12 protein-coding genes are annotated in these 15,446 nt (G+C 56.5%); 2 read left to right on the top strand and 10 right to left on the bottom strand.

The genetic code is table 11. The features are described 5' to 3' along the window. Positions 1-102: 102 nt before the first annotated feature. The gene (locus HWX89_RS25985) at positions 103-888 is read right to left on the bottom strand and encodes a phosphodiester glycosidase family protein (protein ID WP_138791635.1); all 786 of its coding nucleotides are present in this window, start codon (positions 886-888) and stop codon (positions 103-105) included. Positions 889-1,211: 323 nt separating this feature from the next. Here HWX89_RS25985 and HWX89_RS25980 point away from each other — a divergent pair, with 323 nt between their 5' ends. After that, a complete protein-coding gene (locus tag HWX89_RS25980; RefSeq protein ID WP_138791634.1) occupies positions 1,212-2,093 on the top strand; it encodes an MBL fold metallo-hydrolase in 882 nt (293 codons plus the stop codon). A 133-nt stretch (positions 2,094-2,226) separates the two neighbouring features. Here the strand turns inward: HWX89_RS25980 and HWX89_RS25975 are convergent, their stop codons facing one another. The 6 genes from HWX89_RS25975 to HWX89_RS25950 all read right to left on the bottom strand — a co-directional run bounded on the left by HWX89_RS25975 (position 2,227) and on the right by HWX89_RS25950 (position 11,026). After that, positions 2,227-3,960 carry a M14 family metallopeptidase gene (locus tag HWX89_RS25975; protein WP_138791633.1) on the bottom strand — a complete coding sequence of 578 codons (1,734 nt, stop codon included), beginning with the start codon at positions 3,958-3,960 and terminating at the stop codon, positions 2,227-2,229. A 5-nt stretch (positions 3,961-3,965) separates the two neighbouring features. Further along, a complete protein-coding gene (locus HWX89_RS25970) occupies positions 3,966-4,814 on the bottom strand; it encodes an ABC transporter permease (protein ID WP_138791632.1) in 849 nt (282 codons plus the stop codon). Between the two features lie 6 nt (positions 4,815-4,820). Beyond that, entirely contained in the window at positions 4,821-5,744 is a 924-nt protein-coding gene (locus tag HWX89_RS25965) for an ABC transporter permease (protein ID WP_178340942.1), read from the bottom strand. Positions 5,745-5,819: 75 nt separating this feature from the next. Continuing rightward, positions 5,820-7,355, bottom strand: a complete 1,536-nt coding sequence (locus HWX89_RS25960) for an ABC transporter substrate-binding protein (RefSeq protein WP_138791631.1) — start codon at positions 7,353-7,355, stop codon at positions 5,820-5,822. A 42-nt stretch (positions 7,356-7,397) separates the two neighbouring features. Further along, the gene (locus HWX89_RS25955; protein WP_138791630.1) at positions 7,398-9,221 is read right to left on the bottom strand and encodes an ABC transporter ATP-binding protein; all 1,824 of its coding nucleotides are present in this window, start codon (positions 9,219-9,221) and stop codon (positions 7,398-7,400) included. Positions 9,222-9,847: 626 nt separating this feature from the next. Next, the gene (locus tag HWX89_RS25950; protein ID WP_246705315.1) at positions 9,848-11,026 is read right to left on the bottom strand and encodes a glucoamylase family protein; all 1,179 of its coding nucleotides are present in this window, start codon (positions 11,024-11,026) and stop codon (positions 9,848-9,850) included. Between the two features lie 285 nt (positions 11,027-11,311). Between HWX89_RS25950 and HWX89_RS25945 the strand changes: the two genes are divergently transcribed. After that, positions 11,312-11,701: a cupin domain-containing protein gene (locus HWX89_RS25945; protein WP_138791629.1), complete on the top strand. Its 390-nt coding sequence runs from the start codon at positions 11,312-11,314 to the stop codon at positions 11,699-11,701. A 55-nt stretch (positions 11,702-11,756) separates the two neighbouring features. Here HWX89_RS25945 and HWX89_RS25940 read toward each other — a convergent pair whose 3' ends face one another. From HWX89_RS25940 to oppB, 3 genes are read right to left on the bottom strand one after another with little or no spacing between them, the layout of a single operon-like run. Beyond that, the gene (locus tag HWX89_RS25940; protein ID WP_178340938.1) at positions 11,757-13,367 is read right to left on the bottom strand and encodes an ABC transporter ATP-binding protein; all 1,611 of its coding nucleotides are present in this window, start codon (positions 13,365-13,367) and stop codon (positions 11,757-11,759) included. A 1-nt stretch (position 13,368) separates the two neighbouring features. Further along, complete coding sequence (locus tag HWX89_RS25935; RefSeq protein ID WP_138791628.1) at positions 13,369-14,499, bottom strand: ABC transporter permease; 1,131 nt, start codon at positions 14,497-14,499, stop codon at positions 13,369-13,371. Beyond that, positions 14,492-15,415, bottom strand: a complete 924-nt coding sequence (oppB, locus tag HWX89_RS25930) for an oligopeptide ABC transporter permease OppB (protein ID WP_138791627.1) — start codon at positions 15,413-15,415, stop codon at positions 14,492-14,494. The genes HWX89_RS25935 and oppB overlap by 8 nt, the downstream gene beginning before the upstream one ends. Positions 15,416-15,446 lie beyond the last annotated feature (31 nt).

Raw genomic sequence — 15,446 nt, 5'->3', positions numbered from 1 at the left:
TGACCGCCGCCCAACCGATGGTGATCTCCAAACTGGGAGCGCTCAAAGCCCGACATCCAGTTTGGAGACCTGCTGAGCGTTGCGAGACGTTACCGCTGAGAACTATGGATCTTCTGCAAACAATACGATCATGGGCCCATAACCGCCGTGCCATGACCAATCATTTCGCTTCAACGTCGGACTGAAAAAACCAACTCCATCGCCACCATCGAGGAAAAGTGCATTCTGGCATTTAAGCGTGTCTCGAAACACTGTCGCGAAATCGTAGAAATTGATGTTCTTCTCACTCGCAACAAAAATAAGCATGTCGTCGGCGCAAAGCCCTACCCCACTTCTGCGCGTCCTGTCCGATGAGCCCGTTATGAAAATAGGATTTATCTCATTGTTTGTGACCAGCATGGGACCAGACTGGGTAGCAAAATCAACGTTCGGCGCCGCGGCCCGGAACTCCTTCGTCGGAAGGATACCTGCTCCTCCGGATGAGAGATAAAACACACCATTCGGCTGTTTGAAGAAGTTCGGAGCAGGCTGCTTATCCGATGTCCCGGTGTTAATCGCGTTCAGCTCAGCGCCGTCTTCAACATAGAGCCCGACCGGCCTGTATTGTTCATCAAACATGCCTGCATTCATTGCGAAGCGTATGTGCTTGCCTTCGGCGGTCATTGCGCGACGAAGGCTCGAAAAGCTCCGATAGGGTTTCCCCTCCTTATCAGCCCACGCCAGTTTCAAATTTGTCGATCCGGGCCTGGCTGCACAAACAACGAAGTCCATTCCGTTGTACCGATGAATCTCGCACGGATCGTGCTCAGGGGTCGTTGCACGGGCTGGACCGTATCCGAGAAAGCAGGTTGTCAAAGAAGCTGCCAACAGCGCGTATTTCAATCTCACTTATCGAGCCTCCAATAATCATCGATACCGCAATGCCACGTGGGCTGGACTGAAGTCACATCAAAAAATGATCATCACCGCGCTCACCAAGAACTCAGTCAGATGACAGAGTTTTGCCAGTCTTAGCCTCGGCAGCATTACTTGAACGCACCGCTCGATCAGCAGATCCAAATCGCATGGCTTTACGCATCGACGAAGCCGTGTACAAATCCCATGAGTCCAGAGAACAATCACGTCTGACATCGAAGCAATGCTTCCGCAGCCCTTTTGCAACATATGACCGACCGGGCGTTTTGACGCCGCAGGATAGACAGGAGATTTGCATGAGCATTGTCGCGCCAGTCGTGAAAGCCTTCTGGGACAAGCCGACCGGAAGCTGGCAATATGTGTTTCACGATCCGGCCACCATGAAGGGTGCGATCATCGATCCTGTGCTTGGTTATGATGCGGCAGCGGCTGCCACGAACACAGTGCGTGCCGACGAGATCCTCGATTACATCTCTGAAAGCGGGATCGAGGTCGTCTGGATACTCGACACTCATCCGCATGCAGACCACTTCTCGGCGGCGCAGTATCTGAAAGGAAAGCTCGCAGCACCCACGGCAATCGGCGAACACGTCAAAAAAATTCAGGCGCTCTGGCGCAACATCTATAATCTGGGCGAGGCAATCTCCGCTGACGGCTCCGACTGGGATCGGTTATTCGCGGACGGTGAGACCTTCATGGTCGGCAACATCCCTGTGACCGTTTTCTTCTCACCCGGTCACACGATGGCGTCGATAACCTACGTGGCCGGCGATGCGGCTTTCGTTCACGACACGCTGATGATGCCCGACAGCGGTTCGAGCAGGGCAGATTTTCCAGGGGGGAATGCCCGTGACCTTTATCGCAGCATCAGGCGTATCCTCGACCTTCCGCCCAAAACCCGACTTTTCGTCGGCCACGATTATGCACCTGATGGGCGCGAAGCGCTTTGCGAAACCACCGTTGAGGACCAGATTGTCGGCAACAAGCATTTCGCCGGCCTGCCAACCGAGGACGAATTTGTGAAGGTCCGGGAAGCACGCGACGCAACACTGCCGTTGCCACAACTAATGCTCGCGGCCCTGCAGGTAAACCTTCGCGGCGGACGGTTGCCAGAACCGGAAGAAAACGGGCGTTCTTATCTAAAGATCCCGCTTGGCTGTTTCGAACCTCGGACATGAGGCAGCCAACGGCGCCGTTTTCGGCCAAAAGTCTTTTCTAGACAGCTTACGGCAAAGCAAGGAAGGTAAGGTCTGAACCGATGCCACGGCTGCATCGGCGGAGCTGGAATTGCTCCGCCATTGTTGTCGATCTCTACGCGATCGCCTTCGCCCTGATGATCTGCCAAGCATCGTATGCAGAGATCACGGTCTCCATCTGCGCCGTATGGCCGATGATGAAATCATCGCCGTAGATGGTTTCATCCGGATACTCAGTGATCAACGTCAGGGGCACAGTGTGCCTGTCATCAACCGTTGATAGGCACGGGAAGCCATTGATGATGCGGAAACCCGTTTCGCCGGCATGCGCTTCGTAAAGTGCGATTTGCCGGTTGTTGTAGTCGAGAATTCCCGGAATGGCGCCAAGGTGACGTGTCACATGATCGAGCATCGCTTCTGCCTGCTCTGTCCAGCCCGCGTGATGACGCATGACCAGGAAAAAGCCTTTTGGCAATGTCCACATCGCGAAATTGCGAGGCACGTAACCCGATAGCGGGCGTGTCCACTCATGCGATGGATAACCATGCAGGTTCACATGCACGTCAGCTCCGCTGAGGTCCTGTGCCTTGAACCGGATTGCCTTTTCGTTCAGATGCTGACCTGAATTCTCCTCGGTGCGATACTCAAGGTCATCACCGAGCGCTGTGTAGCGAGCGGCATGGTGCATGTGACGCGGGTTGTCGACGCGAAGACGCTGATGGAGTGCATAGCCATCCGGGTTTTCAAGCGGCGAGATGGTGAAATGCGCGCCGTTCTGTTGGCGAAGCTTCAGGGCCGCACGGATCGCGCCAACAATGCCGGTCGTTTCATTTGGATGCTGGCCACCGCTGATCATGACGGCTGCATCGGTGCCTTTGATGTAGCGGGCGTTCACCGCCCGGCCGGAACGTGAAACGGCGACAAACGCCTCGCCACCAACGTCATCGAGCAACTTCGCAATCTGGGCGGCCGCAACCGGCTCAGCGGCGTTGTCAATCCCCTGCTCCTTACCATCAAGGAAGCCAGTGCTGAGCGCACGGGTCTCGATCGCAACAGAAATCTCGCCCTCACTCCTGACAATCTCTGGCACAATCTGCCCCGGCTTCAGTCCCCGGTCGCCAAGCGGCCTGCCGGACTTCTTCTGGAAAAACTCGAGAAGCGAGAAATAGAAATCCTCGTGCAGTGCCTCGCGCAGGCTGACAACCTCGTCGCCGACAGGAAGGGGCAGATCACCAGCCGGATGCGAAACGCGGATGTTCAACTCTTCGAAATAGGGTTCGTGCGTGCCCCAGTCATGGTTGGCGACAGCGCCGATAGCAGCTTCAAAAAGCCGCTCGTAGTCCGTCTCCAGCCGCTCACCTGCCTTGTCGCCTTCAGCCCGGTACCAGCCCGTCGGCGACAGATTGGTTTCGCCGACGACATCAGTGTGCACGCGGTTTGGCGCGAGCACGGTCATTTTTTCTTCATGCTCGCCACGCTTGAGGACGACGTCATAATGGAAGGCACCATCGGCGCGGGCGATGAACTCGATCCTTGCGGTGCCCACCATTGCTGCCAGTGGATAGGCTTCAAGCCGGAACCGGTTGGCAGGCGCATTCTGATGCACCGGGTAGAACACTTCGATAGCGGTTGTACCTTCGAGATCGATGTCTTCGATAAAAGTGAAGAGAAGCGGCTTGTAGGCACTGCGGATGCGCGCATTCACGCCCTTCGCCTTCAACTCGCTCTCGGCTGCGCGACGGCTCGCCGTATCATCGAAGGTCCATGCCTCGAATGATTGGCCAGGGACAGCGCGAGCGACGAGTTCATCGAGGCAGCGGTCGAAGGACTGTTCGAAAATCTTGCTCATCACTTTTACCTCGAGGTTCTGCCGGTTGGATCAAGGCTGTCGCGAAGCCAGTCTCCAAGAAGGTTAAGGCCAAGCACGGTCAGAAGGATCGCAAGCCCCGGGAAAACGCTGACCCACCATGCCGTCTGCAGATAGGTACGGCCATCGGCCAGCATTCCGCCCCAGCTTGGGATTGTCGGATCGACACCAAGACCAAGGAAGGTAAGGCTGCTTTCAAGGAGGATATTGTTGGCGACGTTCAGCGTCATGAGAACAATGACGGGACCGATGAGATTGGGCAACAGATGCTGAAGGATGATGCGCCAGTCCCTGACGCCGATAGCGCGGGCAGACAGAATGAACTCCCGTTCACGCAGTGTCAGCACAGATCCCCGCACCAGACGGGCGTACTGCACCCATTGCGACACGATCAGCAAGATGATGGTGTTGGTCAGGCTGCCGCCCACAATCGCAATGAAGGTGATCGCGAGCAGGATGAACGGCATGGCAAGCTGGATATCTGCAAAGCGCATGACCAGCATGTCCCAGAAGCCGCGGTAATAGCCGGCGACCAGTCCGACAGCGACACCGAAAATCACGGCACCGATAACGGAGGTAAATCCGACAAGCAGCGAGATCTTTCCACCTGCCACAACACGGGCAAGAACATCGCGCCCGAGCGGATCGGTGCCGAAGGGGTGCGCGGCATTTGCAAAAGGTTTGGCGAGGCGCGCCATCAGATCGATCTTGTCAGCTCCGCCCGGAAAAAGGACGTCGGAGAATACGACGGCAAGGCAGATGACGGTGGTCAAGGACGCACCGAGGATAAATTCAAGATTGGCAAAGCGCGAAAGGCGGGAGGTTCTGGCAGCCATTGTCAATTACTCCGTGCGGATACGCGGATCGACCAGCCCGTAGGCGATATCGACCAGAAGGTTGATGCCGACAATCATCAGTGACAGGACGGTGATGACCGCCTGCAGCACTGGGTAATCGCGTGCGCCGACCGCATCAAAGGCGAGCGTGCCGAGGCCCGGCCAGTTGAACACACGTTCAATGACAACGATGCCGCCGAGAAGGCCACCGAACTGCAGACCGAAATATGTAATCAACGGAATGGCGCAGTTGCGCAATGCGTGCTTGTAGAGAACCTTGGTTTCGCTGAGCCCTTTGGCGCGCGCCACCATGACGTATTGCGAACGAAGCGTGTCAAGCATGGCTGTGCGCACCAGACGGACATTGGTCGCTGTCAGAATGACACCCATGGTCACAGCCGGCATGACATAGCTTGCAAAACCACCCATACCGCTTGGCGGCAACCAGCCAAGCGTAATGGAAAAGAGCAGAACCAGCATCGTGGCCAGCCAGAAGTTGGGGAAGGAGAGCCCAACCAGCGAGAAGATGCGGATCACCTGATCGGCAGCCTTGCCACGTGAAGTCGCGGCCTTGATACCGAGCGGGATCGACAATGCAATCGAAACTGCCATCGAAATGAGGGCCAGGAGCAGGGTCGCAGGCAAGGCATCCGCAATCAGCCGTGACACCGGTGTACTGCCGGTGAAACTACGACCGAAATCCAGCGTCACCAGACCTTTGAGGAAGCTGAAATATTGCTCGAAGAATGGCCGATCGGTCCCAAGCGCTGCACGAATGCGCGCCAGATCGTCTTCCGTCATGGCTCCGCCGCCCTGGAACATGGTGACTGCTGGATCGCCCGTCAGACGGATGGCGAAGGAAACGAGTAGGGTGATGGCAATGACGACGAAAATCGCCTGCAGCAATCGCTTGATGAGGAAACCGGCCACGTTCTTTACCTTGGAGAGAAATCCGGCCTTGCCCGCTTGATCACGGGCAAGGCGACTTGTCAAAAGATCAACTGATTACTCGACGGTAACCTCGGTCAGCTTCAGGCGGTTGTCGGGCGGTGCGACAAAACCCTTGACCCGCTTGTTGATGCCGTAGATCGCATTGGTGTTGTAAAGCGGCAGTTCCAATGCACGTTCAGCTGTATAGGAGCCAACCTGCTTGAGGATTTTTTCGCGCTCGGCACGGTCTGTCAGCGGGCGCTGCGATTCCAGCAGCTTGTCCAGCGTCTCGTCCTTGTCGTAAGGGTTCCACTTCTCACCCGAATGGTACATCGAGTAGGCCGTGTTGTCGTAGTCGAAAGTCCAGCCGCCCCACTTCTGCTGGAACATTGCGCCGGTCTTGCCCTGCGGAATGATGTCGTTGAGGAGAACGTTGGTCTCATAAGGCTTGATTGTTGCTGTAATACCAACCATCGACAGGTAGCTGGAAATTACCTGCGCCACCTCATTCATCGTCGCATCATTGCCGCGAATATCGATCTGCAGCGCTGCTCCCGCCTTCACGCCAGCTTCAGCCAGAAGCTTCTTTGCACCTTCCGGGTCATAAGGAAGCGGTTTGAGATCGGCGTCGTATCCGAAGGAAAGCGCGCTCTGGAAGCTGGCGATCTCCGAAGCCTGGCCGGCAAGGATCGACTTGACGATCGTGCCACGATCGACAGCCATGATGATCGCCTTGCGGACCTTCGGATCGGCGGTGATGCCGTCACGCGTGTTGAAGCGGAGCGCATCAACCGTCGGGCCGGGAACGCTGACGATCTCAAGCTTGCTGTCGCCTTCGATAACCGGGATCATGCCGATCGGAATGGTCGGCGGGATCACGAGATCAACGCGGCCTGCCTGCAGTTCGGCAACGGCGGTCGCGGGCTCGGTGATAAAGCGATATTCCAGTTCGGAAAGCTTTGGCGCACCGCCCCAATATTCCGGGTTGGCTTCGAGCTTGATATTGTTCTTCGGTGCATAGGAAACGAACTTAAAGGCGCCCGTGCCGACAGGGTTGAGGTTGAAGTTGTCTTCACCCTTTTCCTGAATGTACTTCGGCGGGACGATCATCGCACCGTAACCGGCGAGTTTGGTGAGCAGGACCGGGTCCGGCGCCTTCAGCTTCATATCGACGGTATAGTCATCGATGACATCGATGCTCTCGATCGCAACGTAGTTGGAGCGCTGCGGACCCTTTGCACCTTCGTCGCCAAGCAGGCGTTCAAAGGTAAACTTGACAGCGGCTGCGTTAAAGGGCTCGCCATTGTGGAACTTGACGTTCTGGCGCAGTTTGAAACGGATACGCTTGCCTTCGTCGAGCTCTTCCCAGGATTGAGCAAGGCCAGGCTGAAGCTTGAGATCGGGACCGCGATAGGTCAGGCCGTCGAAGATGTTGGTCGCAACGGCAGCCCACTGCACGAGGAAGGTATCGATCGGATCCCAGCTACCCGGGTCCTGCGGGCTTGAAATGGTCATTTTGCCGGCGGCAAGGGCTGGTGCAGCCGTCAAAGCTGTTCCGGCCAGGGCAAGCGCGACGAGCGTTGCCGTCATCCCCTTCTTGATTGTTATCATCTACCTGTTCCTCTTCAGATGGTTGCGATTCTTCGCGGTTGTTCAGGCACTCTTCGCGATGAAGTGGCCCGGATTGATTTCCTCATGGGCAAGAATGGCCGGTTCGTCGCCGACACGGCGAACGGGGTTGGGTATTTCACCCTCCATGATCGCGCCCTGGCGCTCGATGGTTGGATCGGCAACCGGTACGGCCGACAGGAGCCGGCGGGTATAATCATGGGTCGGCGTCTCAAATACCTGCTGGCGGCTGCCCATTTCCATGATCTGGCCGAGATAGAGAACAGCAACGCGATGGCTCATCTTTTCCACCACCGCCATGTCATGGCTGATGAAGAGGTAGGCCAGGCCGCGTTCGGCCTGCAGATCCATGAACAGATTGATAATCTGCGCCTGAATGGAGACATCGAGTGCTGACAGCGCCTCGTCGGCAATGATCAGTTTTGGATCGGAGGCAAGCGCGCGGGCGATACAGACACGCTGGCGCTGACCACCGGAAAACTCGTGCGGATAACGCGAGGCGTGTTCCGAACCAAGGCCCACCCGCTCCAGCAGCTCATCAACACGACGGCGCACTGCCTTCGGATCATTGATAAGGCCATGAGTATTGATCGGCTCGGCAATCGAGAAGCCGACGGTCTTGCGCGGATCAAGCGAAGCGAAAGGATCCTGGAAGATATATTGGACTTCCTGGCGCATGCGGAACCGCTCTGCTGCGGACATAGCCGAGAAGCTCCGGCCATTGAAGGATATCTCGCCGGAAACCGCTGCTTGCAGTTGCTGAATTGTTCGACCAATCGTCGATTTTCCGGAACCTGATTCACCAACCAGAGCCAATGTTTCGCCGGCATGAATGTCGAAACTCACCTTCTGTACGGCGCTGCAACGGTGTGTCGCCTTGCCGAACAGGTTCTTGCGGACGTCAAAACGGACAAACAGGTCGCGGACGGACAGCAGCGGCTTGTCGTCATATTTTGCGGTGTTCTGCACGCGCTCTTCGCCGACAACGACCGGCTCGCCATCCTGGAGTACGGTCAACGGCATGCGCTTGGGAAATTCTTCACCAGTCATGCTGCCGAGACGTGGAACAGCAGAAAGAAGCGCACGGGTGTAGGGATGCTGCGGGTTCGCGAAGATTTCTCTAACCGGACCTTCTTCGACTTTTTTGCCTTTCCACATGACGACGACATTGTCGGCCATTTCTGCGACCACACCCATATCATGGGTGATGAACACCATGCCCATGCCAAGCTTCTTCTGCAGATCGCGCATGATGTTGAGGATTTGCGCCTGAATGGTGACATCCAGCGCCGTCGTCGGTTCGTCGGCGATCAGGAGCTTTGGCCGGCAGGCAAGTGCCATGGCGATCATCACACGTTGGCGCATCCCTCCGGAAAGCTGATGTGGAAAACGGTGCAGAAGAGCAGAACTGTCTGGCAGGCGGACCATGTCGAGCAGTCGCTGAGCTTCCGCCATGGCAGCAGACTTGCTCAGCTTCTCATGCAGCATCAGCACTTCGCAGAGCTGATCGCCAATCGTGAAGACAGGGTTGAGCGACGTCATCGGCTCCTGGAAGATCATGGCGATCTCCTTGCCGCGGATCGAGCGCATCTCCTTCTGCGAGGCCTTCAGCAGATCCTTGCCGTCAAACATGATACGGCCAGAAGCAAATTTCGCGCCCATCATATCGGCCAGCCGCATGGTGGAAAGCGATGTCACCGATTTGCCAGAGCCGGACTCACCGACGACCGCGGTCGTCTTGCCGGCCTCGACCGTAAACGACAGGCCATCAACAACGCGGCTTTCACCGAACTCTACACTCAAATCCTCGACCGAAAGAAGCGGGGTGCTGTGGACGGTCTCGGTCATGCTCGTGTCTCCGGCTTGAAATATTCGGTCATTGGAGGGGCGCCACATTTTCTCACCGTCAAACGCCTGCGGGCAGCGTTACCGGTCAGAGTTCCCATGCTGGAACTGGAGGGGCACACAATGCGGGAAACAGCAAAACAGACATCCATAGCCAGAACGCCATATTGATTGCGTCTGTTGCTACACCCGTCGCTATTCATCTCGCTCACACATCCACCCCGTTTTTTTATTGCAAGTAACAAACGAGAACAATCCTGTCCATAGTGTTGAACAATATTTCAATATCGCCGTACAATAAGGCAATTGCTTAATAGTTCAGCAAAACCCATGACTTAGCGCCAGCAGGGCTTTAATCGTTTGAACCTTGGTGACTTTAGGGAAAGAGTCTGAGCGAACTCTAGAAGACGAAAATGCATACATGCACGGCACAAGGGCATATCCGTCAAAGCCAAGAGCGAGCCGTGGGAGCTGTTATCCTCTACGCCTGTGGCACGAGCAAAGGATATGATCAAGACTCGGTCGCTGAGCGTCAGGCGGGGCGGACGCTAGCCGCAAGCGTCCGTTTTCCGATCACTAATTCCCCGTTACCGACGCCAGACGCGGCACTCGTCACGCCTCGATCGCGATCAGGCAAGAGCAGACGTAAAAATGGGGTGCCCGGCGCGCGCGTCGCCTGCTTCCGTCTGAAAGCCGAGCCTCTTCAGCCCAAGGCGAACTTCCGGCGCGTTCATGAACAGCTTCCACAATAGACCACTGCGATGGTTTTCCATCATGGCAACGATCGGCCCCTGATCGATGGCAAGATGTGTTTTCGAAACCCATCCACTCGATGGTTCGAAAGAGTCCATCAGGCCAAAACGTCCAACAAGCCCGCCGCCATTCCATGCCATGAAATGCCGGGCGGCCTCGGATGCCTGCACTGGCAGGAACGGCATGCTCGACAAAGCGGCCGTAGGGGCGATTACACCGCCGTCGCTGGTTGGGGAATTGACTGAATACCCTTTTGTACCATCACATGCAGAAAGCCCCCATCCGTCTTTCTCGGCGTAATGTTTGCGGCAATGCATGTAGTTGATCAACGTATGCGCCTGCACCTGCTCCCTGTAGTCGTCGCAATAGGAATCGCTGAGACCTCGTGGGTCAAGCGTGCAAAAGGAATATTGCGACAGGAATAGTGGTCCGCCAAAGGGTTCACCGAGCGGCAGTCTGACCCCCATATACTCATTGCCATTCGCGATTGCGCCGTTACGCGCCCAGCCAGAATGGTAGCTTTCCACATCAATGGCATGCTTTGCAGAACCGGCGGCAAGCACATAGCAGATCAGGGCCTCGTTCCACCCGACGATCGGCAGGTTCACAGTCCACGCATGCCGTGGACTCCAGTGCCACCACAATGGCCCTTTTTGTCCCTTCGTGTACCAGTCCCATTCGACGCCCTGGACAATCTTATCGATGGCGGCACGCAATAAGCACTCGGCGTCTGTTGCCTCAGAGAAATACTCGCGAGCGCAGATCAGTCCCTGGATCAGCAACGCGGTCTCAACTAGGTCTCCGCCGTCATCATACTTCGCAAATGGGATGACCTTGCCAGTCTGTGCATGCACAAAGTGCGGAAATGCCCCATGAAAACGGCGCACTCTCCCGAGTGAGACCAACATCAGATTTGCCCGTTCGAGCGCTTCACGACGGTTGATCCAGGAATTGTGCGCGCCGACCACAAGCGCGAGGAATGCGAACCCGACACCGCCAACAGAGGCAATCTCGAAGACCGGCTCGCCATTAGACTGCAGCCTATCCCTCGGCAAACCGCTCTCTGGATGGCTCCCGGACCAGAAATACTCGAACGTGCTTCGTTGAAGAGCAATCAGTTCATCAGGGAAATGGCGGGAAGACGCTGGGACTGGCGTCCGGACATGAAGGTCATCGCCGCTGACTTTGGGCCTATACTGAATATTCACGGGGGAAGTGGATCCGAAAGACTCGATTGGCAGGAGTGCTCCAGCATCTCCGCAATCATGTCGGAATCATGATTGTAACGCATTCAAAACTGGTGAAACTCGGACGGGGAGAAATAGAGGAGGAGAAAGACTATGGCACGCAGGGACTTTGATCCTGATACAATCGGGCCGGACGGGCGTCCTCCGGTCAAGGGCAAGCTGTTCTCCATCGAAAATGAAGGGCCCTGGCGCGGCTCTCTTTCAGGAGAAACAATAGGGGCATCAACCACTATCCTTGCATATGGTAACGATACACCAGGGGATGGGCCGCGTCTTCACGTCCATCCCTATGATGAGACCTTCGTTATTGTTGCCGGACGAGCACGGTTCTTTGTCGGCGACCAAGTGCTTGAAGCCGGTGCGGGCGAGGTTGTTCTTGGGCCTGCGGGAATTCCGCACCGGTTTGTGAACCTCGGTCCAGGGCGGCTGCAAACGATCGACATTCATCATTCAGCTCGCTGGATACAGACCGATCTTGAATAAATGACGCTAATTTTTTTGAGCGCCATAGACATGACCGGCACATCCGAGCCCTACGCTATGATGCGACCTCCGCGGTAAAGGCGGATTTGATGAGCGTTTTCGTATACTCAGCCGCGGGCCTGTTAAAGATCGCGTCCGTTTCACCCTCTTCCACGATTTTGCCGTTCCTCATGACGATCACATAGTCCGAAATGGCCTTGATGACGGAGAGGTCATGGCTGATGAAGATATAGGAGAGGCTGTGTGTCTTCTGCAAATCACGCAAAAGGTCGATCACCTGCCCCTGCACGGACCTGTCCAAGGCGGATGTCGGCTCATCGAGAATGACGACATCCGGTTTCAGGATGATCGCACGGGCAATGGCGATACGTTGGCGTTGCCCGCCTGAAAACTCGTGGGGGTAGCGGTTGCGGGCGGCAGGATCGAGACCAACTTCCTGCAATGCTTCAACTGCCCGCTTGTCCCGCTCAGCACGGCTGAGCTGCTGCTCGTGCACAAACAGACCCTCGGTGATAATCTCCCCGACCGTCTGTCTTGGTGAAAGAGAACCATAGGGGTCCTGGAACACGAGCTGTAGCCGCCGCCGCAACGGCCGCATCGCCTTTCTCTCAAGACCAGTGATTTCCGTTTTGCCGAAGAAAATACGGCCCTTTGCCGGCGCAAGACGCAAAAGCGCGCGACCGAGCGTTGACTTGCCCGATCCGGATTCACCGACGATGCCGATGGTTTGTCCCTGGCGAAGGTTGACATTGACGCCGTCCACGGCCCGGAAAACGCTTGCCTTCGACAGGAAGCCGCCCGGGATTGCATAATCAACCGTCACATTCTGTCCGGAAAGAACGACGGGCGAGCCTTCACCGACCGCCGCTTTGTGCCCGCTCGGCTCTGCATCGAGAAGCATCCTGGTATAGTCAGCCTCCGGCCGTTCAAAGATATCTTCCGTCGTACCGGTTTCAACGATCTCGCCGCGGCGCATCACGGCGACGCGGTTGGCGAAATGGCGAACCACACCAAGATCATGTGTGATCAAGACCACGGCCATGCCAAAACGTTGCTGCAACGACTTCAGAAGATCGAGGATTTGCGCCTGGATCGTCACGTCGAGTGCCGTAGTCGGCTCATCCGCGATCAGAATATCCGGTTCGTTGGCGAGCGCCATGGCAATCATCACACGCTGGCGCTGCCCACCGGAAAGCTCGTGCGGATAGCTGTCGATACGCCGCTCCGGTTCGGGAATCCCCACAAGCTTCAGGAGCTCGAGCACGCGTGCACGCGCCTCTCTTTTGCTGCCGCCCCGATGGTGAATGATAGGCTCGGCGATTTGAGCGCCGATCCTGTAGAGAGGATCAAGCGACGTCATGGGCTCCTGGAAAATCATGGTGATTTTCGCCCCGCGGATGTCATTCAGTTCATTGACCGGCAGGCCGATGAGCTCACGTCCACGGTATTTTGCCGACCCCTTGATGACGCCGTTCGAAGCAAGCAGACCCATGATACCCATCATCGTCTGGCTTTTGCCTGAGCCCGATTCTCCGACGACGGCGAGTGTTTCACCCGCTCTGACGTCAAGATCGATGCCTTTCACGGCATTCACCGTGCCATCTGGCGTGGTAAAATCGACTTTGAGATCACGAACGGTGAGAATGGTTTCAGATGGTGTATTCATGTCAACGATCCTTGGGATCGAGTGCATCACGCAACCCGTCGCCCACGAAGTTGAGCGAAAACAGGGTCAGCACGAAGAAGATCGCCGGAAATATCAGTAGCCATGGCGCCGACTGGATGTTGTTGGCGCCTTCGGAGATCAGCGCACCCCAACTTGTCAGTGGCGCCTGTACACCAAGGCCGAGGAAGGAGAGGAAGCTTTCCAGAAGGATGACTTTGGGTACGACAACCGTGACGAACACGACCACCGGGCCGATCGTATTTGGAATGATGTGACGGCGGATGATTTGCCAGTCAGTCAGACCCAAAGCCTGAGCCGCCCCCACAAATTCCCGTCGCTTAAGGGCAAGTGTCTGGCCACGCACGATACGCGCCATATCCAGCCACTCCACCGCGCCGATCACAAGGAAGATCAGGATGAAACTGCGCCCGAAGAAGACCACCAGAACGACGACCAGGAAGACGAAGGGAAGCGAATAGAGGATCTCGACGAAACGCATCATCACATTGTCGACACGCCCTCCGATGTAGCCCGCTGTCGCACCGTAGACAACGCCGATCCCCAGCGAAACGAGACTCGCCAGAACACCGACGGCGATCGAGATTTGCCCGCCCAGCATGACTCGCGCCAGCATGTCGCGACCGTTCGAATCCGTCCCGAAGAAAAAGTATTCCCGGTTGACATCGCCTTCCAGCTTCAAGGTTTTCCCGTCATCTTCCGTAGCAACGATTTTCGTGTTCTCGAATTCGTTGGCGCGGTCGAAATAGCGTGTCGTACGCGGGTCGATCTGGCCGCTGGACGTGACAGTTGCTGTGAAGGTCTGACCCTCAACCGCAAATTCCTTCAGTTCCACGCGTGCCCTGCTGGCCACCCCTTCCATCACACCCTGAAGGTTGTTCACATCGGGGCGAGGCTCAAGGCTCGGCGCCACCGAGACGTAGGAAGAAAACACCTGATCATAGGTGTGGGACAGAAAATGCGGGCCGATAAATGAAAAGAGCGTAATCAGCACGAGCATGATGGAGCCGGCCATTGCGGCCTTGTTTCGTCTGAAACGCAAGACGGCGAGCTGGAAAAGGCTTCGGCTTTTCACCAGCGATTGAGCGGCAAGATTGCCGGAGATATCAGTCATGTCTGACCCTCGGATCGAGCAGGCCGTAGAGAATATCGACCACGAGATTGAACACGATGACGAAAATGGCGACGAGAACGACAGTTCCCATGACGAGTGTATAGTCACGATTAATGGCGCCGAGGACGAAATAGCGGCCCACACCTGGGATCGTGAAGATCGTCTCGATGACCGCCGAGCCCGTAAGGAGAGCGGCGGCACAGGGAGCGAGATAGGAAACCACCGGCAGCATCGCCGCGCGCATCGCGTGGAACACGACGACATTTCGCGCCGAAAGGCCATAAGCCTTGGCCGTGCGGATATGGTCCATGCGCAGAGCCTCGATCATGGCGCCGCGTGTAAGACGCGCGATAACCGCAAGCTGCGGCAGTGCAAGTGCGATCATCGGCAGGATCAGATAGCGTAGCGACCCATCGCCCCAGCTGCCTGCTGGCAGAAGCCCAAGCAAAACGGCAAACACAAGCGTGAGGACAGGTGCGACAACGAAGTTCGGCACGGTGACGCCAACTGTCGAAATGGACATGATCGAAAAATCGAACGCGCTGTTTTGCCTGAGGGCCGCGAGCGTGCCGGCCAGAACGCCACCCACCAGCGCAAGCAAAAGCGCATAGCAACCGAGTTCAAGCGAATAGGGCAGCCCCTTGCCGATCAACTGCGCGACGGTATTGTCCTTGTAGATATAACTCGGACCAAAGTCACCGCTGACCGCATTGCCGAGATAGATGAGATACTGGCGCCACAATGGCTCATCCAGGTGATAGGTTCTCATCAGGTTTTCCATCGTCTGCGGCGGCAATGGGCGTTCAAGATTGAACGGACCACCCGGTGCAAACCGCATCAGGAAAAACGAAATTGTGACGACGATAAAGAGCGTCGGCACAGCGCTCGCCAAACGGCGCAGAACAAATGAAATCATGATTTTTCAGGCTCCGGCATGGCACGGTGGT

Source organism: Rhizobium sp. RM (assembly GCF_013390595.1).
In the GTDB taxonomy this organism is placed as follows: domain Bacteria; phylum Pseudomonadota; class Alphaproteobacteria; order Rhizobiales; family Rhizobiaceae; genus Agrobacterium.
This window is presented reverse-complemented; position numbering and strand designations above follow the sequence as displayed.